This window comes from Allocatelliglobosispora scoriae (assembly GCF_014204945.1).
Classification (GTDB): domain Bacteria; phylum Actinomycetota; class Actinomycetes; order Mycobacteriales; family Micromonosporaceae; genus Allocatelliglobosispora; species Allocatelliglobosispora scoriae.
On the sequence record NZ_JACHMN010000001.1, the window covers coordinates 1,219,810 to 1,239,586 of the forward strand.

Genomic DNA, 19,777 nt, shown 5'->3' on the forward strand with positions numbered 1-19,777 from the left:
GCGGCTGGTCGTGGGCGCGGTGGTGTCGGTCGCGGTCACGGCGGGATCCTCCAGGCTTTCGAGGGATACGGGCTGCACAGGAGTACAGCCTCGCCCCCCATCGCCATGATCAGCGACCCATTTCGATGAATGAAGGGTCGTGATATGGGCGATGCCTGTTGCCAGTTGACTCTAACCTGCCGCGCAAGCCCTAGTGGCCGGCGAAGTCGGCCAGTGGCCGCAGGACGGCCATCGGATCGGCGTGCTCGGGCGCTCCGCTCACCTGCGCGTCGCCGACCTCGACGACCCGCCACACGCCGTCGTCGCGCAGGGCGAGGTCGGTCGTGATCCACCGGCAGTGCAGCGCCCGGACCAGCGGTGCGACCCGGTCCAGGTCCGGTTCGGGTGGGGGCAGGTGCGCCGGGTTGTCGGGGTGCGCGCCGACCTGGACCGGCACACCGTCGAGCCACCAGACCCGGGCCTCGGTGGTGTGGCCGTCGGGCCCGCGCCGGAAGCTCTCGAAGCGGCGCACGACGACACCGCCGCTGAGCGTGTCGCCCTACAGCTCCACCATCCGCCCGATCACCCGGGCCACCGCGTCGAGATCGGCGAGGTCGGGCAGGTAGCAGGCCTCGGCCCACTCGTGCTTGCGGGATTTGACGTAGTCCTTGACGATGCCCGGTCCGGCGCCGAGCGGCTCGACCAGCTTCTCGACCTCGGCGGTCGAGAGCGCGTGGCCGGGCGGTCGCGGCAGCCAGGTGCTCTCCGGGGTGACCTCGGCGAAGACGTCGTACCAGCCGGGCAGCTCGTGGGCGGCGCGGTACCGGTCCGCGCCGGTCACGAGGTGCGTGCCCCGGGCCGCCAGAGCGGTGTCGAGCTCGGCGTAGTCGTCGGCGGTGACCATCCAGCCCCGGTACCAGACCGGGCCTGCGTCGCGGGGCACCCGGCGTACCGCCGCAGGGGTGTCGCCCGAGACCAGCGCATCGTGGTCGATCAGCGCGACCGTGCCGCCCAGCTCGCCCACTGCGGCGGCCTGCCGCGCGAAGTGCGGATCGACCCGGGCGGGGCGCAGCGGGTCGGCACAGAACACAACGGTGAGCATGCCGTCGACCGTAGCGGCCGGTTGCCGCGAGGGACACCGGGTTGTCGCACCTCGCTGGCATGCTGGGCGCCGTGAGACCGCTGACGATCGTCCGGGGCGACGCGACGAGCCCGCAGGCCAAGGGCCCGAAGGTGATCGCGCACATCTGCAACGACCTCGGCGGCTGGGGCAAGGGATTTGTCGTGGCGATCTCGGACCGCTGGCCGGAGCCGGAGCGCGACTTCCGTGCGTGGCATCGCGGCCGCGCCGGCAACGACTTCGGGCTCGGCGCGACCCGCCTCGTCCAGGTCAGGCCCGACACGTGGGTCGCCAACATGATCGGTCAGCACGGCATGAAGACCGGCAGCAAGGGCCCGCCGATCCGTTACGACGCGGTGCAGCGGTGCCTGGACGCGCTCGCCGGTCCGGTGATCGAGCTCGGGGCCTCGGTGCACATGCCGAGAATCGGGTGCGGCCTCGCCGGTGGCACCTGGAGCCGGATCGAGCCGATCGTCGTGGCGGCCCTCTGCGAGCGCGATGTGCGCGTCACGGTCTACGACTTCGACTGATGTCGCGCACCGACGGGAGACCGTGACCGGTTTCTGCCGACCGGCAGCAGAAGCCGGTCACGGTCTCCCGTCGTCAGGGAACGCGGACGATCCTGAAATCGGCGTCGCCGGCGTAATAGCCCTGCTCGTAGGTGTAGGGCGGGCGTTGCTCGATCGACACGCCGTAGGGCGACTGCCAGTCGTACTCGGGGGACGGGTTGAGCTCCGCCGGCAACTGGTCCGCGGTGAAGACCAGGTCGACGGTGACGGTTCCACCCGCCTCGGGGCCGGGGATGGGGCAGATCACGGCGAGGCTGATCGGACTGCCGGTGGTCTCGCCGGTGCAGCCGGTCCACCCCGGACCGGCCGGGTGGATCCAGCTCGGCAGGCGGAGGTGGAGGGCGAGCGACGACACGTCCAGGGTGCCGGTGTTCGCGGCCGTGACCGTGAGCCGCCCGACGAAGCTCCCACCGGCGGCGGGGCGCAGGCTCAGATCGGTGGTGCGGACGGCGAGCGTCGCGAAAGCCGGGTTCGGTGCGAACGAGGTCGGACCCGCGACCTGGCGGAAGGCTCCGCCGACGAGCCGGAAGGTACGCCGCTGGAAGGGCACGTTCTGCTGCCCGGTGTCGGTGTAGTCCTTCGAGAGTTCGACGATCACCCCGTCGGGCGCGACCGAGAGATGGTGGATCATGCCGAAGCCGTCCCGGGTACCGATGATCCGCCCGACGAGCGCCAGCTTCCCGTCGGCGCCGAGCCGGTAGGCCACCACCTCGGTCCCGGGCGACTCCGGTCCCTCGCTGCAGTGCAGGATCGCCACGCTCTCGGTGACCCCGTCGGCGTCGAGGTCGACCTCGACCTGCTCGGAGACCCAGACCGGCAGTTTGCCCTCGGCCTCGAAGCCCGCCTGCGCGTTGAGCGCGAGCCGCCCGGAGTGGCACTCCGACCGCCGGGGTCCGCCCCAGGCCGGAACGGTGATCGTCGCGTTGCGGAAGCGGCCCCAGTCCGGGCGGTCGGGCTGCGGTGCGGGCAGCACCACCGGCGACGGCGCGAGCGACGGGCTGGGCGTGGTCGTGGGCGCCGGCTGGCCGCGCCGTCCGATGAGGAGGGTGAGCGTCACGGTCACCGCCATCAGCAGCACCGCGACGGCCGCCGACGAGATGGCCGTGCGGCGCGACGCGATCCGGCGCGACGAGGCGAGCGCCTGCTCGTGCAGGTCGACGGGCTTGACCTCGGCTGAGGCGCCGGAGTAGAAGTCGCGCAGCTCGGGGGCGGCGGTTCGCAGCTTCGCCAGGGCCTTCGCGGTCTGGCTCTTGACGGTGCCGACGGTGACGCCGAGGGCCTGCGCCGCCTGCGCCTCGGTGAGGTCCTCGAAGAAGCGCAGCACCAGGACGGCGCGCTGGCGCGGCGGCAGCCGCAGCAGCACCGAGCGCAGGGTGACCTGCATCGCCGCCGAGTCCGCCACGTCGCCCGCCGGATGCGCGTGGACGGGCAGCTCCCCGGTGAGGGTCTCGGCCACCCTGCGCCGACGCCACCACGAGACCTGCAGGTGGTACATTGTTCTGCGGGTGTAGGCCTCGGCGGCCGCGGTGGCGTGCAGGCTCTCCCAGGACCGGTGGGTACGCGCCAGCGCGGCCTGGACCAGGTCCTCCGCGAGATGCTGGTCTCCGGTGAGGAAGTACGCCGCCCGCAGCAGGGGCCCGGTGCGGGCCCGGACGAACGACTCGAATTCCCCGGGATGAGTCCCTGTTGATGCCGACATGACTATCAGGACGTCTCCCGGTCCGCCGATGGTTGCCTGCCGTGTCCGGCACTCGTTCGCGTTCCGTCTCGGACCGTCGAGCGGTGTCCGGTCGGATCCACCCTCGGCGGTCGGCGGATCAGCGCTTTCGTCTCACCCGTACACCACTGATGTGGCCGGACGCGGGGCTGCCACCGGCGACGGCGGCGACCCCACGCGGCCTGCGCAGAGTGGCACGCCCACTGGCCGACATGGCATTGTCCATCGATATGCATCGATGATTACCTCAAGGTAACCACACCCTTACCGAGAGGTGATTCCATGAACCGACCACGATGGACGGCACGGCTTGCCGTCCTCGCGCTGGCGCTGGCCGCGATCGCGACCGGCGCCGCACCCGCACAGGCGGCCACGCCCGACGTCAAGGGCTGGGTCCTCTGGGACGTGACGACCGCCAGCGTCGCACCCAGCGGCACCTGGCCCGCCGCGACGACCGTCACCACCCTCAGCACCGGCCGCTACCAGGTCACCTTTCCTGGCCAGGGCGCCCCGGGCGGGATCGTCCACGTCACCGCGGTCTCCGACTCCCCGCAGTGGTGCCTCGCGGAGAGCTGGAGCCAGTCCGGCACCAGCGAGGTGGCCGTCATCCGCTGCCACAAGATCGGCGGAGGACCCGTCGCGAGCAGCTTCAGCGCCTTCTTCACCAAGTCGTCGTTCGTGGCGTTCAGCCCGCGGCCCTACGGCTACGTCGACTCCCTGGCCACCGGCTCGATCGTCACCCAGTTCAACTCCAGCGGCGGGGTCAACACCTCGACGCCGGGACCCGGACCGGTGGGTCAGTGGACGGTCAAGTTCAACGGCCTGACCAGCGCCATCGGAAACCCGTTCGGCGGCGGCATCCAGGTCACCGCCGTCAACGCCAACACGGCAACCGCCGTGCGCTGCAAGGTCGGCGGTTGGAGCTCGAGCCCGAGCGGGCAGGACATCCGGGTCCTCTGCTTCGACGCCGTCGGCAGCCCGGTCAACACCCGGTTCACGGTCACCTACCAGTACCAGGTCTCGCTCTACGGCGCCGTGTCACCACCCAACAACCACGGCTACGTGCTGACCTTCCCCAACGGAGGTCCCGCCGACACCAACTACAACTCCGTCAGCGGGGTCGGCAGCAACGGGGTCGGCGCGGGCACTCCCGGGTTCGCCAACTTCCCGGCCATCGGCGTCTCCCAGAACACGGTCCAGGTGACCGCACACGGCCAGAACCCGTTCTTCTGCAACATCCGCAACCCGTGGTCCAACACCGGCAGCCTGCTCGTCGTCGTCGCCTGCTTCCAGCCGAGCGGCGGCCAGGTCGGCTCCGGATTCCTCGTCGGCACCAGCTCCATCATCTGACACCGGAGGTTCATCCATGAGCAGATCACCCCGGGTCGCCCGACTCGCGGTGCTCGCCATCGCACTCACCACCGCCGTCTCGGCGGTCCCCGCCCACGCGGCCACCCCCGACGCCCGCGCCTGGGTGCTGCGGGACCAGTCAGCCGCGACTCCCTCCGTGGTTCCCTACGGCACTTTCCCTGCCGCCACCACGGTCTCCACACTTGCCGTCGGACGCTACCTGGTCACTTTCCCTGGCCAGGGTGCCTCCGGCGGAATCGTGCACGTCACCGCCGTCGCCACGACGCCGAAGTGGTGCCAGGCCGAGAACTGGTTCCAGTCCGGCCCCGACGAGCTCGTGATCATCCGCTGCCACCAGCCCGGCGGGGCGCTCGTGGCGAGCGGCTTCAGCGCCTTCTTCACCAGTTCATCGCCCGGCGGGTCCGCCTTCGGGCCCTACGGCTACGTCGACTCCAACGCGAGCGGCTCGATCGTGAGCCAGTTCAACTCCACCGGGGCGGCCAACACCTCGGTCAGCGGTCCGCCCGGCCAGTGGACGGTCACCTTCCCCGGCCTGCTGCCCGGCATCTCCGCCCTCGCGGGCGGAGTGCAGGCGACCGCGGTCAACCCGCAGATCGGCGCACGCTGCAAGGTCGGCTCCTGGAACTCGGTACCCATCGGGACGGAGGTCCAGGTCTACTGCTTCAACGCGGTCGGCGCGCCGCTCAACACCCGATTCACCGCCACCTACCAGTTCACCGTGGCGCTCTACGGCGCCAACGCGCCGCCCAACAACCACGGCTACGTCTTCGCCACACCGGCACCGGGTCCGATTCAGACCAACTACAACTCCCAGCTCGGCTTCGGCGCCAACACGGTGGCCCCGATCACCAGCCCGCCCGGCCTGGCGTTCGTGACCTTCCCCAATGTCGGGGCCGGTCCTAACACGGTCCAGGTCACGGCCTATGGGACCAGCTCGAACTTCTGCGGGATGAGCAACCCGTGGATCAACGTCTCGGGCGGCCCCTCGGTCTTCGTCCGCAACGTCAACTGTTTCAGCGCCACCGGTGGTCCCGCCACCACCGGATTCCTGGCGAGCACGTCCTCCCTCGTCTGAGGACACCCCCGGGCCGGTGGTGGCGGCGCGACCGCCGCCGCCGGCTCAGGGACGGAGCAGGACCATACCCATCACGGTGTACGGGTCGGCGGGCTTGTCCTCGGTGGCGAGCTCGGCCGGGATCTCGTTCTCCATCTGCATCCGGAACTCGCCGGGCGACCCGTCGAGGGTGATGCGCCAGAACCAGCCCTCGGCGTACTCCGCCCGGAATTCGGCGACCCCGTCGGCGCGCAACGTGCCCGCGAGCGCCAGCGCGGACGGCTGCTGGTGCCACGAATCGGCCCAGAGCGCGGTGAGCGCGTCCTCGCCCGCCGACGCGACGGTGATCAGCCCGTCCTGGGGGCCGTCGACGGGGTGCTCCCAGGCGTAGGCGAACGACACCATCGCGCCACCGGCGGCGACGGTCAGGACCGCACCGGCCGGGGACTCCGAGAAGGTGTCGGCGGGCATCAGCCGGAAGCCGTTCGTGCCGGTCCAGGCACCCGCGGCGTCAGTGAGAGTCATGCACCGGACGATAGCCGCCCGGGCGGCCGTCGTCCCGCCAACCCCCTCAGGCGGCCAGCTTGCGCTTCAGCTCGTCGAGGGCGTGCAGCGTCCACGCCTCGACGCCCGACTTGGTCACCCCGAGGTCGGCCAGGAGCTGGGCGCCCGGCTCCTCCTCGGCTTCGAGCAGGCCGAGCAGGATGTGCTCGGTGCCGATGTAGCCGTGCCCCAGCCGCAGCCCCTCGCGGACCGTCAGCTCGAGCACCTTGCGCATCCCGGCCGAGAACGGCGCCGGACGCATGCTGAGCTCACCGGAGGGTGGGAGCTCCGCCAGGACCGCCTCGCTCACCGCCACGTCGGACACGCCGGCGGCTTCGATCGCCTTCCCGGCCAGGCCCTCCCACTCGGCGAGCAGGCCGACGACGAGGTGCAGGCTGGTGACCTCGGCGTGGCCGCGGTTGCGGGCCTCGGTCTGCGCCTTGAGGACGACGACCTGGGCCCGGTTGGTGAAGCGGTCCATGGCGGTCTCGCCGGCCACGAAGCGCTTCTGGACCGCCTGCTTCGTGACGCCCATGCTCTGGCCGATCATCGTCCACGACGCGCCGCTGCGCCGGGCCTGGTCGACGAAGTGGCCGACGAGGTGGTCGGAGAGCTCGCCCAGGTGGTCGGCGACCGAGGCCGCCTCGGCGAGGTGGTCCAGCGGGGTGCCGTCGGGGTGGCGCTCCTTGACGTGGGTGATCAATTCATCGAGTGTCATACCGTCAACCTTAGGTTGACGAATGCGCCGCGTCAACCTCGGGTTGACGGCAACCTGGCGGTCTTCATTTAGCGAGCTAAATGCGTACCAAAATATCTTTGTGGTTGTTGTTCTTGGTTTTGCCCTGATCTGGGCGTTTTAGCGTCGCCATGGCACATTCACCGCTGCCGGAAACGGCAGGTTCGAGAGCTGAGGGCGTTCCGCCGTGTTGCTGAGCGAGACTGAGGACGAGCAGGGTCGACGGGTCGCCGTCTACGAGCACCACCAGGGCGGATACCGATACGAGTCGCGGGTGGTCACCACGAACACGCCACGGCTCGCGCCGATCCTGCTCATCGGCGGCGCCTTCCAGCGCAAGGAGGCATGGGGCCGGCTGGAGCAGCAGCTCCTCACCCATGCCGATGTCGTCGCCGTCGACCCGCCCGGTTGGGGCAGGGCCGATCTGCTCCCGCCCGAAGCCGACATCGACTACCTCGCCGAGACCCTCCGCCGGCTCCTGGACGACCTCGGCCTGGACCGGATCAACATCGCGGGCGGCTCTCACGGCTCGGCGACCGCCTTCCGCTTCGCTCAGCTCTACCCGGACCGGCTGCACCGGATGGTGCTCATCGGCGCGATGACCCGTATTCCCGAGACGGCCCTGACACAGCTCCGTGCGAGCCTGCGACTGCTCAGTGCAGGCGACATGCCCCGGTTCGCCGCCGCCACGGTGGGACTGTTCATGAACCGCTCCCGCCAGGACGACGTGGCGGACTACCAGGCGACCGAGCGCGTCCTGCTGCGGAGTTGCGCCACCGCCACCGCCGAGGAGGTGGCGAAGTACATCGCCAACACCCGCAGGCTGATGGACCAGCCGATGATCCCCCTCGTGCCCGCACCGTCGGTCCCGACGCTGATCGCGACCGGCGAGCACGACGGCTTCACCTCCGTCGAACACTGCCAGGAGCTGGCCGAGGCGTGCCAGGACAGCTGGTTCGCCGCCATCGGCGGCAGCGACCACATGGTGCACCTGGAGCGCGGCGCGGATCTGGCCGAGCTGATGATCCATTTCTACGCCAGCGACGCCTTCGCCCATCTCGACGCCTGCACCCTGGTGAAGCGGGTGCGGCCCTAGCCACGCAAGATCGCGCTGTTTCCGGGAAGTAATCCCCTCGGGGGGTGCCGGTAGGGCTTACTTCCCGGAAACAGCGCGATCATCCTGGGCAAGCACGATCGCGACTACCCGCGCATGCCGAAGAGGAACCGGGTCACCCGCGTACGCCGTACCAGCAGGTCGTAGGCGGCGACGGTCAGCGCGAGCGAGACCACGACGATCACCGCGTACTTGGCCAGGATCGGCGCGTCCCACCTGACCACGCCGTAGGCGACCGCCACCACGATCGGTTGGTGCAGGATGTAGAGCGGCAGTGCGGCGACGGCCAGATAGGCGTAGACCCGCCGCGCACGGCTCTCCGCCGGGTCGCGTTGAGGTGCCCGGCGCCGATCGGCGAGGCCCAGGATCGCGACGAGCCAGCACCATCCCGCCGCGCCGAAGAGCGCGCGGGCGCCCATCGCGACGGCGGTCATGTCGGTGAACGGGTCGTCGCCCGCGATCAGGAACCCCGGCATGCCGACCAGGAAGAAGACCAAACCCACCACCGCGGCGGGTACGGCATCGCGGCGCATCGCCACCCGGAAGCGCTCGTCGGCGGCGAGCACGAGCCCGGACAGGAAGAACAGCAGATAGGCCCAGCGGCTCCACCCGGCGTACTCCTCCTCCATGCCCACAAACGCGCAGATCAGCGCGAACAGGACCGCGGGCAGCAGCACCACCCCGCGCTGCCGTGCCGCGGCCGCCGCGAGCCGGTCGACGGCCCCTCGACCGTGGCCGCGGGGCACCCAGCGGACCAGAGGTGCCAGGAGCAGCGAGAACGCGAGCAGCAGCACCACGAACCACAGGTGGCCGGTCTCGAAATACTCGCCTTGCACGATGAAGGGGAAGTCGGCCAGGTCCAGGTGCACGTCGAAGAAGCTCGGCAGGAACTCCAGATAGGACTCGTGGTAGCCCGGGTCGGTCCGCAGCCGCAGCCACACGGGCACCGGGATGATCGTGAGCGTCGCGAAGAGCAGCGGTACGCCGAGCCGCCGCAGCCGCTCGCCCGCGAAGCCGCCCGGGCCGCGCCGCCGCAGCGAATGCCACGAGCCGAGTCCGGCGATGAGGAAGAGCACCGGCATCGCCCACACCACGCCGAGCCCGGCGAAGACCATGGTGACGTCGGTGGTCTCGCCGTTCTTCACGTAATAGTCGTCGCGCGTGTCGAAGACGAGCGCGGCGTGGAAGAAGACCAGCCCGACCACGACGAGGGTGCGGATCGCGTCCAGCTCCGGCCGCCGCTGCGACCGTGTCGCCGGAACCGGTTCGGTCTGCGCCGCCGTCATGAGGCCCCCCGGAAGGCCGCGCCGGTGGTCTCGCCGCCCTCGGGTCTGCTGGACAGGCAGTGGAGCACCCAGGTGGTCCGGTCGACCTGGATCGGCCACGGCTCGCGCTGCCAGCCCGTGGTCTGCACGCCGTCCCGGCTGCGCGCGGCCAGGACGTTCTCGGAGCAGAGCGCGGCGATGTCGGGGCGGCCGATCAGCTCGTCCTGGCGGACGAACTCGGCGTCGGCCGGCAGCCTGCCCACGGCGAACGTCTCCCAGGAGTGCGGCTGGTCGCAGTCGATCCGCCTCGGCTTGTGCGCCACACCGCTGATCCTGGTCAAACCGCCCCAGCACTCCGGCGTCCGCGGGCAGGCGGCGTCGCCGCACGCCACGTATCCGGCGGGGATGCCGAGCTCGGTGGTCGTGGCGGAGCCCGGCCCCTCCCATCGGGTGGATGCGTCCGATCCCCACAGTGCCCAGCCGGCCAGCCCGCCCCCGATGAGGACGATCGCCGCCAACGCCGCCACGACGGGCACCGGGAGGCGCTTGCGCGGGCGCACGCCGCCGGGACCGGGGTCCGGTTCGGCGCTCGCCGGCGCCGGTGGACCGGCCGGGGCACCCGCGACCGGCGGCGCTCCGGCGAGCACGCTCCGAGCGGCCTCCGCGAGCGCCGCAGCGGACTGCCAGCGCAGTTCGGGATCCACGGCCAGCGCCCGCTCGACGAGGGCTGCGACGGCCGGCGGAACGTCGGGACCGAGCGGCGGCGGTGGCTGCTGCACCCGCTGCATCGCGACCGCGAACGGGTTGTCCCCCGAGAACGGGCGGAACCCGGCCAGGCATTCGTAGGCGACGATGCCCAGCGCGTAGACGTCGCTGAGCGGGCTCGCCAGTTGGCCGAGGACCTGTTCGGGAGCCAGATAGGACGGTGTGCCCAGGATGCCGCCCGGCGTGGTGAGCGAGGTGTTGTCCTGCGTACGGGCGATGCCGAAGTCCGTCAGCACGACGGTGCCGTCGAGGCGGACCAGCAGGTTGCCCGGCTTCACGTCCCGGTGCACGATGCCCTTGTCGTGCACCGCCTGCAGCGCCTCGGCGGCCTGCACGATCAGGGCCAGGGCGGACTGCGTGGTGAACCGGCCGCCGTGCCGGACGAGCGTCTGCGACAGCGACTCGCCCTCGACATACTCCATCACCAGGTAGGCGCCGTCGGCATCGCCGTGGTAGTCGTGGATCATGACCACGCCGTGGTGGCGGACGCTCGCCATCGCGCGTGCCTCGACGAGGAACCGGCGGACGAAGCCGGGGTCGTGCAGCAGCGACGGCAGGACCACCTTCACCGCGACCGTCCGGCCGAGCACCGTGTCGGTCGCCCGCCACACCTCGCCCATGCCACCGGCACCGACTCGATCGTCCAACCGGTACCGGCCGCCGAGCAGCGCTCCTGGACTGTGCATGACCTGCCTCGTTCGTCGCCGTGGTCGGTTTCCCGTTGCCCGCCGACGATAGCGGCCCGCGGTCGCCCGGCGCACACGTGCCGGACGGCGCTGCGGGCCGCGGTCCGCCGGGCCTCAGTCGAGGACGTCGATGAGCAGCTCGTGATCGGTGTGGGAGAAACCGGGTTGGTAGCCGTGGTCGACCTTCCAACCGCCCAGCCGCAGGGTGTTGCGCTCGGCCCAGTCGTAGATGGTGCCGAAACCGTCGGCGATCGTGCCGACCGCCCCGTCGTGGCGGTGGCTGACGAAGCGTCCGGCGGGGACGTCCACAGTGTGCATCCCATCGGGTACGGCCGTGCCGGGCGGAACGGTCACGCCGACGACCTCGCGGTAACGGCCCTCCCCTAGCTCTGCGCTGACCTCGACGAACGCGCCGTCCATCGGCGGCGGCAGCTCGTTGCGCCGAGCGAAGAGCTCCGTCCAGGCGGCGGGCACCGCGGTGCTCAGCTCATCGAAGTCGGCCACGACCTCGATCCCGATCACCGATCGCCGATCCCGTCGTACGATCTCCACAGCGCAGCCCCTCATCTCGACCGGCCACGGCAGCACGATCAGTCCACAGCATGTCACGACCGGTTTCCGAGCGGCCCGCGCCCGCCCCTGCCGCGTACCCGACGGCATGGAAAAGACCGTGCGCGACGGCGAAGCAGTCTCTACGGTAGGGCCGCAAGCCCCCGCTACCTGGAGACGTGCCGTGCGCGACATTCCCCGCCTGGTCTGGACCCTCGCCGCCGGCAGGTTCGTCAACGCCGCAGGGTCGTTCCTGTTCATCTACCTCTTCCTGTTCCTGACCGGCCCGCGCGCCCTGCCGCTCACCACCGCCGGCCTGATCAGCGGCGGGCTGGGCGCCGGGATGCTCGCCGGCAACCTCACCGGCGGCTGGTTCGGCGACCGGTTCGGCCACCGCCGGGTGCTGCTCCTCGCGTCGACCGTCGCCGGTGTCACCACGCTCGCCGTCCCGTGGACACCGGCGCTGCTGCTCGCCGTCACGATGCCGCTGCTCGGCTATGCCAGCGCCACCGCCGGCGTCTCGCAGGGCGCCCTCGTCGCGCTCGCGATGCCCGTCGGCGACCGCCGCAAGGCCATCGCCGTCACCCGCGCCGCCTTCAACGCCGGCACCGTCATCGGCCCGCCCCTGGGCGCGTTGCTCGCCACGCACCACTTCGCCGCGCTCTTCGTCATCGACGGCATCGTCACGCTGCTGGTGCGAGCCGTGACCGCCCGGATGCTGCCCGCCGAACCCGCGAGCACCCGGCTCGCCACGGCACCGGGGGTCGAGAAGCCGGCCGGGCTGTGGCGCGGCATCCGCGCCGACCGCGGCCTGCTCCTGCTGCTGCCCGCGATCGTGGCCGTCGACGTCGTCTACCGCCAGCTCTACTCCACGCTGCCGGTCTACCTGCGCGACCACGGCCAGCCGATGGCCCTCTACGCGGTCCTCATCTCCATCGGCTCCGGGCTCATCCTGCTGCTGGAGATCCCCGCGGCGATGGCGATGCGCCGGCTGCCCGCGACGAGGATCATCGCGGTCGGCTACTGCCTCGTCGGCGTCGGCACCGGCCTGTTCGCGTTCGGGGCGAGCGCCGCGATCACCATCGGGGCGATGCTCGTGCTGACCGTCGGCGAGATCCTCTACAAGACCACCGCCACCGCACACGTGCTCGACCGGGCCCCGACCCACCTCACCGGGCAGTACCAGGGCCTCTACACCGGCGCCGCGACCAGCGGCACCATGCTCGCCGCGCCGCTCGGGGCGCTGCTCTACTCCCACGTCCCCCACGCGCTGTGGCCGGTCTGCGCCCTGCTGGCCTGCGCTGCGGGCGCTGCCGCCTGGCGGTCCGGACTGGTCGGCCCCGCTGCCCCGGCGGCCGACAGAGTGCCTGTCGGCGCACCGGCCGAACCCGCGAGGTCCGCCTGACGGCAGCCGTCACAGCCGGGTACGCACGACCCACCGCCACTTCGCGATCTTCCGCACCCGGGTGAACCCGTGCCGCGCGTACAGCTCCTCCGGACCGGTGTGCAGATAGGCACCGCGCTGCGCCGGCCGGTCCTCGGTCTGCTCCGGATACGCCTCCACGGTGCCGCCGCCGGCCCGCCGGATCTCGTCGAGCGCCGCCGCGACCGCGACCGCTGCGACGCCCTTGCCGCGGTCCTTCGCGTTGGTGAAGATGCAGCCGATCCGCCAGTCCGGCAGGTCGGCTGCCCCCTGGTCGTAGGTGCGGCGGTTCTTGATGTTGGGAAGCTCCGGCGGCGGACCGAACTGGCACCAGCCGACACAGCGGTCGCCGTCGTAGACGAGCACCTGGTGGACCGTCCCGCGGGTCACGTGCCGGAGCTTCGCCTCGCGGTTCCCCTCCCGGGTGTGCCCCGCTCCGACACCCTCCGGGTGGAATCCCATGCACCAGCAGCCGCCCCACACGCCGTTGTTGGCCTCGACGAGTGCGGCGAAGTCGTCCCAGGTCTCCGGCGTGAGCATCCGAGTCGTCAACGTCATCGGCTCAGTGTGCCCGAGGGGTCGGACGAAACGGTCCCGTCCCACGTCAGGTGATGTCGCGGCGGCGGTTGGAGATGATGCCGATGGCTCCGGCGATGAGCGACCAGCCGGTCATGACCAGCACGCCGGCCCACCACGGCGCGGCCTGCGGGTAGAGCTTCTCCGGCGAGACCATGACCTGCGAGGCGATGGGCGGCATGATGACGGCGGAGGTCAGCACCCAGTCGCCGTGGATGAGGTTCTCCCGGATGAGGGTGAACACGCCCATCCCGCCCACGAATCCCACGAGATAGATGACCATCGCGGTGACGACGGCGCCGATCTGGCTGTGGATCAGCGTACCGAGACCGAAGCCGAGCAGCGCCCAGAGCAGGTAGGCGACCAGGTTGAAGATGATCGCCCGCTGGACCGGCCACTCGGACAGGGAGTTGGTCAGGCCGAGGTTGTGGAAGAACAGCAGCCCCGCCGCGAACGACAGGGCTCGCGACACGAGCCAGAACAGAAACCCGAGTCCGAGGACGGCGAGGAGCTTGCCGAACACCACCCGGGTTCGCTGCGGCGTGGTCAGGAAGGTGGCCGTCGCGGTCTGGTACTGGAATTCGTTGGTGATGACGAGGGTGCCCAGCAGCATCACGAGGAGCAGGCCGAAGAACTGGCCGCTGGTGAAGATGTTGCCGGCCGCGTTGACCGACTGGAGGTGCAGGTCGTGCAGCTGCGCGAACTCTGCCTTCGCGGCGGCGATCTCACCCGCGCTCATGCCGCGTCCGGGCCGGAAGACCGCCGCGGTGTCGCGCGCCCGGGCGAGGTGCTCGGCCGCCTCGGTCATGTTGATCCACAGTGCGAGCCCGGTGAAGACCACCGACGCGATGCCGAACAGCCACCACGCGTTGGTGGTCGTCATCTTGCGGATCTCGCTGCGGACGAGCCGGAGTCCCGGGATGCCGACGTGTGGGATCACCGGGCGGGGTGCGGCCGGGGGCGCCTGGAGTGTCGAGGTCATCGAATGTCTGCCTTTCCGGCCGTCAGCTGGAGGAACACGTTCTCTAGGTCGCGCCGTTCCACGGTCAGCTCATGGATCTCGGCGCCCACCCGCATCGCCGCCGCACCGATCGTCGGCCCGTCCGCACCGACGATCCGCAGCGCTCCGCCCTCGACGACCGTGGCCGTGACCGCGGCACCCAGCTCCGCGATGAGCACCTCCGGACGGGGCGTGCGCACGAACATCTGCGCGCTGCCGGCCGAGTCGATGATCTCGGCCACCGGACCCTGCCGGACCAGCTTCCCGGCCGCGATGATCACGAGATCGTCGGCGAGGAGCTCCATCTCGGACAGCAGGTGGCTCGAGACGAGGACCGTGCGGCCCTGCTCGGCGAGCGATTTGAGCAGGTCTCGCATCCATCGGATGCCTTCCGGGTCCAGACCGTTGGCGGGCTCGTCCAGGATGAGCACGTCCGGGTCGCCCAGCAGCGCCGCGGCGATGCCCAGCCGCTGGCGCATGCCCAGCGAATACCCCTTGAACTTGCGGGCCGCGGCCGGGGTCAACCCCACCGTGGCCAGCACGTCGTCGGCCCGGCTGATCGGGATCCCGGCCGCGTCGCACAGCATGCGCAGGTGGTTGCGGCCGGTGCGGCCGCGGTGCGCGCCCGACGCCTCCAGGAGCGCGCCGACCTTGCGGATGGGATCGGTGAGGTCGGCGTAGCGCTGCCCCCCGATGGTCGCGGTTCCCGCCGTGGGGCGGACCAGATTCAGCACCATGCGCAGCGTGGTCGTCTTCCCCGCACCGTTGGGCCCCAGGAACCCGGTGACCCGGCCCGGGCTGACGGTGAACGACAGGTCGTCCACCGCGCGCACGTTCTTGTAGATCTTGGTCAGTCCCCTGACAGCGATGCCGTCGTCGGCCATCGACCAGCTCCCCTTTGCTCGATACATAGCAGCGTGATGCATCGTAGTTCTAGGTATTCGTCGCGCGCAAGAACAGCGCGGCGGCCCATCGGAGGGCACCAGCGAACGTCAGGAGTCCCAGAGGGCGCCGCAGACGGGGATGCCGGAGCGTTCGAGGGCGGTGACGATCTCCACGGTCAGGGGTTTGTTGGAGATGCAGATGACGGCCTCGGCCCCGCAGGCCGCCACGGTCTCGCGGACGAGGGCGATCGTGTCCGGTTTGCCCCTGACGGTGGTGTCCCAGATGACGGCCCCGGGTTCGGCGGCGAGGACCTCGTCGACCAGCTGATCGCCGTAGGTCGCGCGGGGTGCCCGGGTGATCCAGATGAGGCGCAGCGGTGTCCGGCGGGCGATCAGGTGCGGCAGGATCGGTCCGATGCCGCTGCCCGTCGCCAGGTAGACGACGTGTCGGAAGGACGAGCCGACACCGGCGACGCCGGCGGTGGGGATGCCGCGGATCCACAGGCGGGTGGGCGGGTCGTCGATGAAATCGCCGGTCCAGTCACCGGCTCGGGACACCACCATGCGGCTGCGCGCATCGCCGGGCAAGGGCGGAAGGTGCGCGAACGAGTGCCACTGCCCCAGCGGATGCCGGGCCACCGGCATCCATGATCCCGGAAAGATCTTCAACGCCCGGTCGAAGGTGACGATCGCCGCGTGGGCCGAGACCCGCTCGACAGCCACGCCGACCCGGCGCAGCCTGAGCCAGGGCAGCGCGACGACCGCGATGACGACGCCGGTGAGCCCGGCCTGGACCCACGCGAGCCGGCCGGGGTCCGGGCCGGTGAGGTTGGCGACCTGCACCGCCGACAGCAGGGCGAGCGCGATCCATCCGCCGAAGCGGTGGGAGTTCTCGAACCAGTCGTGTCGGCGTTCCCGAAGCCCCGGTGCGGCGCTGACGCACAGGGCGATCACGACGGCGGTCAGCGCCCACGACACCGCCGGAGCCGCGCTGAGAACCGTGGCCGCGGTGAGCCAGCAGGTAGCGCTGATCGCCGCGCCCACGTGGATGCCACCGAGGTGGTAGACCTTCGCCGCGGCCCACCGCCAGGACAACGGCCACGCTTTCGGCACCCCGGTCGCCAGCCGGAAGAGAGCGTTGACGATGTCCTGCTGCCGGATCACGACGGCGGCCACCAGGTTCGCCAATGCGAGAGTGCTCATGACCGCAGCGGTGAGCCGGGCCGGGCCGACCAGCAGCGCCACCACCATGTTGACCAGAACCACGAGGGCGACGAGCCGGTGGTAAGGGCGCAGCCGCGGGTGCTTGAGATATCGACGAACGCGGCGGCGCGGCGCCGACCTGACGCTGTCCCGCTCGGCTGAGAGCTCCTCCGCTGCAGCCCCCGCGGGCACCGCCGTTCCGCCCTGCATCCGCGCGTTCCTTTCGCCCCCTGCCCGCAAGGATGCAGCCGTTCCGGCCGGACGTGGGCGAGTTGTTCCGGCTCGCGGAAGAGTTCTGTCGCACCTGTCGTCCGTACGGGGTACACGTCAGCGGATGTCGTCCGCTTTCGCCGACCGGACCGCCGATGTCAGCGCGGCGACGGCATCGTGCACGTTCTGGCTCGTGTGGTCCGCCATCACCTGCATCCGCAGGCGTGCCTTGCCCATGGGTACGGCGGGGAACTCCACGAGATTCGCCAGCAGGCCGAATTCCGGAAGGCGCCGGCTCACCAACCGGGCCAGCCCCTCCGGGCCGAGGTCCACGCAGACGATGGCGGACGGGTCACCGTAGACGCTGAAGCCCTCCTGCCCCAGCCCGTGCCGCAGAGCCGTGATGTTGGCCATGAGCCGGTCGCGCAGCCGCCCGCCCTCCGCATCCTCGACGATCTCGAAGGCTTTCAGCACGGTGGCCGCCTGCACCGGCGACAGCGCGTTGGAGAAGGTGCAGGGAGGGCTGAAGAAGCGCAGGTACTCCTTGACGCTGCGATCGGCGCAGGCGACGAAGCCGCCGTTGGAGGCGAAGGTCTTGGAGAAGGAACCCATGACCAGGTCGATCTTGCCGATCATCGCCTGCTCGCCGATGAATCCCCGGCCCCGCGGGCCCATGTTGCCCAGATCGTGGGCGGCGTCGACCAGCAGCGTCGCATTGTATTCGTGACACATCTCCTGCATGGCGGCGAGATCGGGTGCGTCACTGTCCATGGAGAAGAGGCTCTCGGTGACGACCATGATGCCGTTCGCGCTGTCTCCGGCACGGATGCTCCGCAGCAGGCTCCGGCACCCGCCCAGGTCGTTGTGACGGAAGTGGTGCACGTTGCCGGTCGCCGAACGGGCGCCCTCCTGCAGGCAGGCGTGTGCCCGGCTGTCCATCACGAGGTGGTCCGCGGGGCGCACCAAGCCCTTGATGACGCCGTACCCCGCGGCCCAGCCGGTCGGGAAGAGGATCGCCTCCGGCATACCGAGAAAATCAGCGATCCTGCGCTCGAGTGCCACCGCGTGGGAGGTGTTTCCCATCAACGCCGACGAACCGGCACTGTGGACTCCGAAGCGCTCGATCGCCTCCTGCGCCGTCTGCCGGATCGCGGGGTGGACGGACAGGCTCAGATAGTCCTGGCTGGCGAAATTGGTCCCGCCGATCGGTGCGCCGGAGTCCTCGCATGCCGTTGTGACGGTGGCGGGCACGTCCTGTGTGGAGCGCGCGTAGGACCACAGGCCGTGCTTGCGGCGCAGGTCCTGCCAGGCGAAGAACTCCGCCGTACGGTCCTGCAGGCCGGCACCGCGCGGGGCGGCGTAATCACGCATGCTGCCCGTCAGGGCTGCCGAGGGCACGTCGGATTCGAGGGGAGCGGGCATGCGCTTCTCCTAACGGTGGGGCTGCCGAGTTAAGAGGGGACATGGCCACCGGCGCAACGCGGCTTTCCGCCACACGGAACACTCGCCGCCTGCCGCATCGAACGGGTACGACCCGGCTCGGCACCCGGCTCTACGGCACGAGGAACCCGTCGCGTCCCTGATCCGGCCGGCGCCGGGCGGCTCCGGCGGGTAGGAACAGGTGTTCCCGGATCCGGCCGCGCAGCTCCCCCGCCGCCCCCGACACCTCGTCGGCCAACTGCTCGTCCTTGAAACGGCTGTGCCTGCTCAGCACCGCGAGCAGCCCCACCGCCGCGGCGAGGACGACAGCGAGGAACCCGGCCGGCACGGCGACACGGCCGGCACCACCGGATCCCTCGTAGGACAGGGCAGCCCCCAGTACGCACCCGACGGTCCCGGCTGCCCAACTCAGAACCAGCGACGTCACGACCGGATGATCACGCAGCCAGCGGGCCGTGCTGCGCCTGCTCGCCCCACGCAGGGCGGGCTCGGTCTGCTCCAGCAGGGTCGCCACGACCTGAAGCAGGACGGTGAGGTCAGCGGTCGCCAGGTCGGCGCCCTCGGTCACGGCCCGGCGCAGCGTGCCGCGTACCCGCACTCGGTTCCCCGGCGGGATCTCCGTGGGCGGCCACTCGCCCTCGGCCGCGTCCGCACGGACCGCCCGGATGCCCGACCACGTCAGGTACGCCACCGGAAGCGGCATCGCCAGCAGGAATCCCAGGTAGCCGTGCCAGCCCTGGTCGGTCAGCACGTTGATGCCGAAGCCGCTCATCGCCGCCAGAATCAGCGCCACGACCGGACCCTGGATCCGCTTGGCATACTCGCTCTCGGTCAGCCGCTGAACCAGCCGGTCGGCCCGCTCGAACCGGTGACGCTGCTGGTAGGTCAGACCGGTCGCGCCGAGGACCACCAGCAGCACGAGCGTCGACCAGACGGCGATCGTCAGCAGGAGCGGCGGATCGGCGGGTGCGACCGGAGCCGCGAACACGAACGCATTCACACCTGCCGAGATTAAACACAACGCAGCCGGGTAGCGAGCCGCGGCCTGCGACCGCCTGCCAACGGCCGGTTACGGAGACGCTTCGAGGATGTCGCGCAGGGTCTCCAGGTCTCGACGGACGGCGGCGAGGTCCTGGCCGAACTCCTCGTCGCTGACACCCTGTCGCTGCCGCACGGTGAAGACGACCTCGCACGTCCCACCGTCCGCGAGCACCCGCATCGGGTTGTAGACGACCTCGCCCGAGGGCAGCGTGACATCGTGGTCGAGGATGCCGAAGTCGTTGTGCGGCGCGAAGTCGATCACCACCTCGCCCATCGGCGAGTTCGCCGTCCAGCGCCCGTCGTGCGGTGTCAGCGGCGTGTCGGCCAGGCCCGAGGCCCACGTCGGCAGATGGGCCGGATCGGAGGCGTACGCATACACGGCCCCGGCCGAACGGTCGATCGCCACGGTGATGTGTTCTGTCGTCACGTCGCAATTGTGGCATCCGCCGCCCGACGGCACCCGCCACACCAGGGCGCTTCCCGTTCCGCCATGGTCCGGTACGCGTACCGGACCATGGCGGAACGTCTCCCG

Annotated in this window: 17 protein-coding genes and 2 pseudogenes; 5 read left to right on the forward strand and 14 right to left on the reverse strand. The window is 70.7% G+C overall.

Annotated elements, in window-relative coordinates:
- Positions 1 to 190: 190 nt before the first annotated feature.
- A pseudogene (locus tag F4553_RS42860) lies at positions 191 to 1,081 on the reverse strand (ATP-grasp domain-containing protein).
- A 71-nt stretch (positions 1,082 to 1,152) separates the two neighbouring features.
- Here F4553_RS42860 and F4553_RS05470 point away from each other — a divergent pair.
- Positions 1,153 to 1,629: a macro domain-containing protein gene (locus tag F4553_RS05470; RefSeq protein WP_184832846.1), complete on the forward strand. Its 477-nt coding sequence runs from the start codon at positions 1,153 to 1,155 to the stop codon at positions 1,627 to 1,629.
- A 1,225-nt stretch (positions 1,630 to 2,854) separates the two neighbouring features.
- On the opposite strand, the pseudogene F4553_RS40665 reads toward F4553_RS05470, so the two are convergent.
- A pseudogene (locus F4553_RS40665) lies at positions 2,855 to 3,367 on the reverse strand (SigE family RNA polymerase sigma factor); the annotation flags it as partial.
- 300 nt (positions 3,368 to 3,667) lie between these two features.
- Between F4553_RS40665 and F4553_RS05480 the strand changes: the two are divergent.
- Together F4553_RS05480 and F4553_RS05485 are read left to right on the forward strand one after the other, a co-directional pair.
- Positions 3,668 to 4,735 (forward strand): hypothetical protein, encoded by a 1,068-nt coding sequence (locus tag F4553_RS05480; protein ID WP_184832850.1) that lies wholly within the window; start codon positions 3,668 to 3,670, stop codon positions 4,733 to 4,735.
- A 16-nt stretch (positions 4,736 to 4,751) separates the two neighbouring features.
- A complete protein-coding gene (locus tag F4553_RS05485; protein ID WP_184832852.1) occupies positions 4,752 to 5,831 on the forward strand; it encodes a hypothetical protein in 1,080 nt (359 codons plus the stop codon).
- Between the two features lie 45 nt (positions 5,832 to 5,876).
- Here the strand turns inward: F4553_RS05485 and F4553_RS05490 are convergent, their stop codons facing one another.
- Together F4553_RS05490 and F4553_RS05495 are read right to left on the reverse strand one after the other, a co-directional pair.
- Positions 5,877 to 6,335, reverse strand: coding sequence for a hypothetical protein (locus F4553_RS05490; protein WP_184832854.1), 459 nt, complete (start codon positions 6,333 to 6,335; stop codon positions 5,877 to 5,879).
- Between the two features lie 46 nt (positions 6,336 to 6,381).
- Entirely contained in the window at positions 6,382 to 7,071 is a 690-nt protein-coding gene (locus F4553_RS05495) for a Clp protease N-terminal domain-containing protein (RefSeq protein ID WP_184832855.1), read from the reverse strand.
- Between the two features lie 205 nt (positions 7,072 to 7,276).
- Here F4553_RS05495 and F4553_RS05500 point away from each other — a divergent pair, with 205 nt between their 5' ends.
- Positions 7,277 to 8,185: an alpha/beta fold hydrolase gene (locus tag F4553_RS05500; RefSeq protein ID WP_184832857.1), complete on the forward strand. Its 909-nt coding sequence runs from the start codon at positions 7,277 to 7,279 to the stop codon at positions 8,183 to 8,185.
- A 104-nt stretch (positions 8,186 to 8,289) separates the two neighbouring features.
- Here the strand turns inward: F4553_RS05500 and F4553_RS05505 are convergent, their stop codons facing one another.
- The 3 genes from F4553_RS05505 to F4553_RS05515 form a co-directional block, all read right to left on the reverse strand.
- Positions 8,290 to 9,489: an acyltransferase family protein gene (locus tag F4553_RS05505; protein WP_184832859.1), complete on the reverse strand. Its 1,200-nt coding sequence runs from the start codon at positions 9,487 to 9,489 to the stop codon at positions 8,290 to 8,292.
- On the reverse strand, positions 9,486 to 10,919 hold the full coding sequence (locus F4553_RS05510) for a serine/threonine-protein kinase (protein ID WP_184832861.1): 1,434 nt from the start codon (positions 10,917 to 10,919) through the stop codon (positions 9,486 to 9,488). The genes F4553_RS05505 and F4553_RS05510 overlap by 4 nt, the downstream gene beginning before the upstream one ends.
- A gap of 114 nt (positions 10,920 to 11,033) precedes the next feature.
- Entirely contained in the window at positions 11,034 to 11,471 is a 438-nt protein-coding gene (locus F4553_RS05515) for a GyrI-like domain-containing protein (RefSeq protein ID WP_184832863.1), read from the reverse strand.
- Positions 11,472 to 11,652: 181 nt separating this feature from the next.
- On the opposite strand from F4553_RS05515, the gene F4553_RS05520 reads away from it, so the two are divergent.
- Positions 11,653 to 12,873 (forward strand): MFS transporter, encoded by a 1,221-nt coding sequence (locus tag F4553_RS05520; protein ID WP_312875099.1) that lies wholly within the window; start codon positions 11,653 to 11,655, stop codon positions 12,871 to 12,873.
- Positions 12,874 to 12,882: 9 nt separating this feature from the next.
- On the opposite strand, the gene F4553_RS05525 is transcribed toward F4553_RS05520, so the two are convergent.
- The 7 genes from F4553_RS05525 to F4553_RS05555 all read right to left on the reverse strand — a co-directional run bounded on the left by F4553_RS05525 (position 12,883) and on the right by F4553_RS05555 (position 19,672).
- Positions 12,883 to 13,449, reverse strand: a complete 567-nt coding sequence (locus tag F4553_RS05525; RefSeq protein WP_246465824.1) for a GNAT family N-acetyltransferase — start codon at positions 13,447 to 13,449, stop codon at positions 12,883 to 12,885.
- A 46-nt stretch (positions 13,450 to 13,495) separates the two neighbouring features.
- On the reverse strand, positions 13,496 to 14,449 hold the full coding sequence (locus F4553_RS05530; protein WP_184832867.1) for an ABC transporter permease family protein: 954 nt from the start codon (positions 14,447 to 14,449) through the stop codon (positions 13,496 to 13,498).
- Positions 14,446 to 15,351: an ABC transporter ATP-binding protein gene (locus F4553_RS05535; RefSeq protein ID WP_184832870.1), complete on the reverse strand. Its 906-nt coding sequence runs from the start codon at positions 15,349 to 15,351 to the stop codon at positions 14,446 to 14,448. The genes F4553_RS05530 and F4553_RS05535 overlap by 4 nt, the downstream gene beginning before the upstream one ends.
- Positions 15,352 to 15,459: 108 nt before the next feature.
- On the reverse strand, positions 15,460 to 16,764 hold the full coding sequence (locus F4553_RS05540; protein ID WP_184832872.1) for an FNR domain-containing protein: 1,305 nt from the start codon (positions 16,762 to 16,764) through the stop codon (positions 15,460 to 15,462).
- Positions 16,765 to 16,881: 117 nt separating this feature from the next.
- Positions 16,882 to 18,186: an aminotransferase class I/II-fold pyridoxal phosphate-dependent enzyme gene (locus tag F4553_RS05545; protein WP_221469699.1), complete on the reverse strand. Its 1,305-nt coding sequence runs from the start codon at positions 18,184 to 18,186 to the stop codon at positions 16,882 to 16,884.
- A gap of 130 nt (positions 18,187 to 18,316) precedes the next feature.
- Complete coding sequence (locus F4553_RS05550; protein WP_184832874.1) at positions 18,317 to 19,204, reverse strand: hypothetical protein; 888 nt, start codon at positions 19,202 to 19,204, stop codon at positions 18,317 to 18,319.
- Between the two features lie 69 nt (positions 19,205 to 19,273).
- Positions 19,274 to 19,672 (reverse strand): SRPBCC family protein, encoded by a 399-nt coding sequence (locus F4553_RS05555; protein WP_184832876.1) that lies wholly within the window; start codon positions 19,670 to 19,672, stop codon positions 19,274 to 19,276.
- Positions 19,673 to 19,777 lie beyond the last annotated feature (105 nt).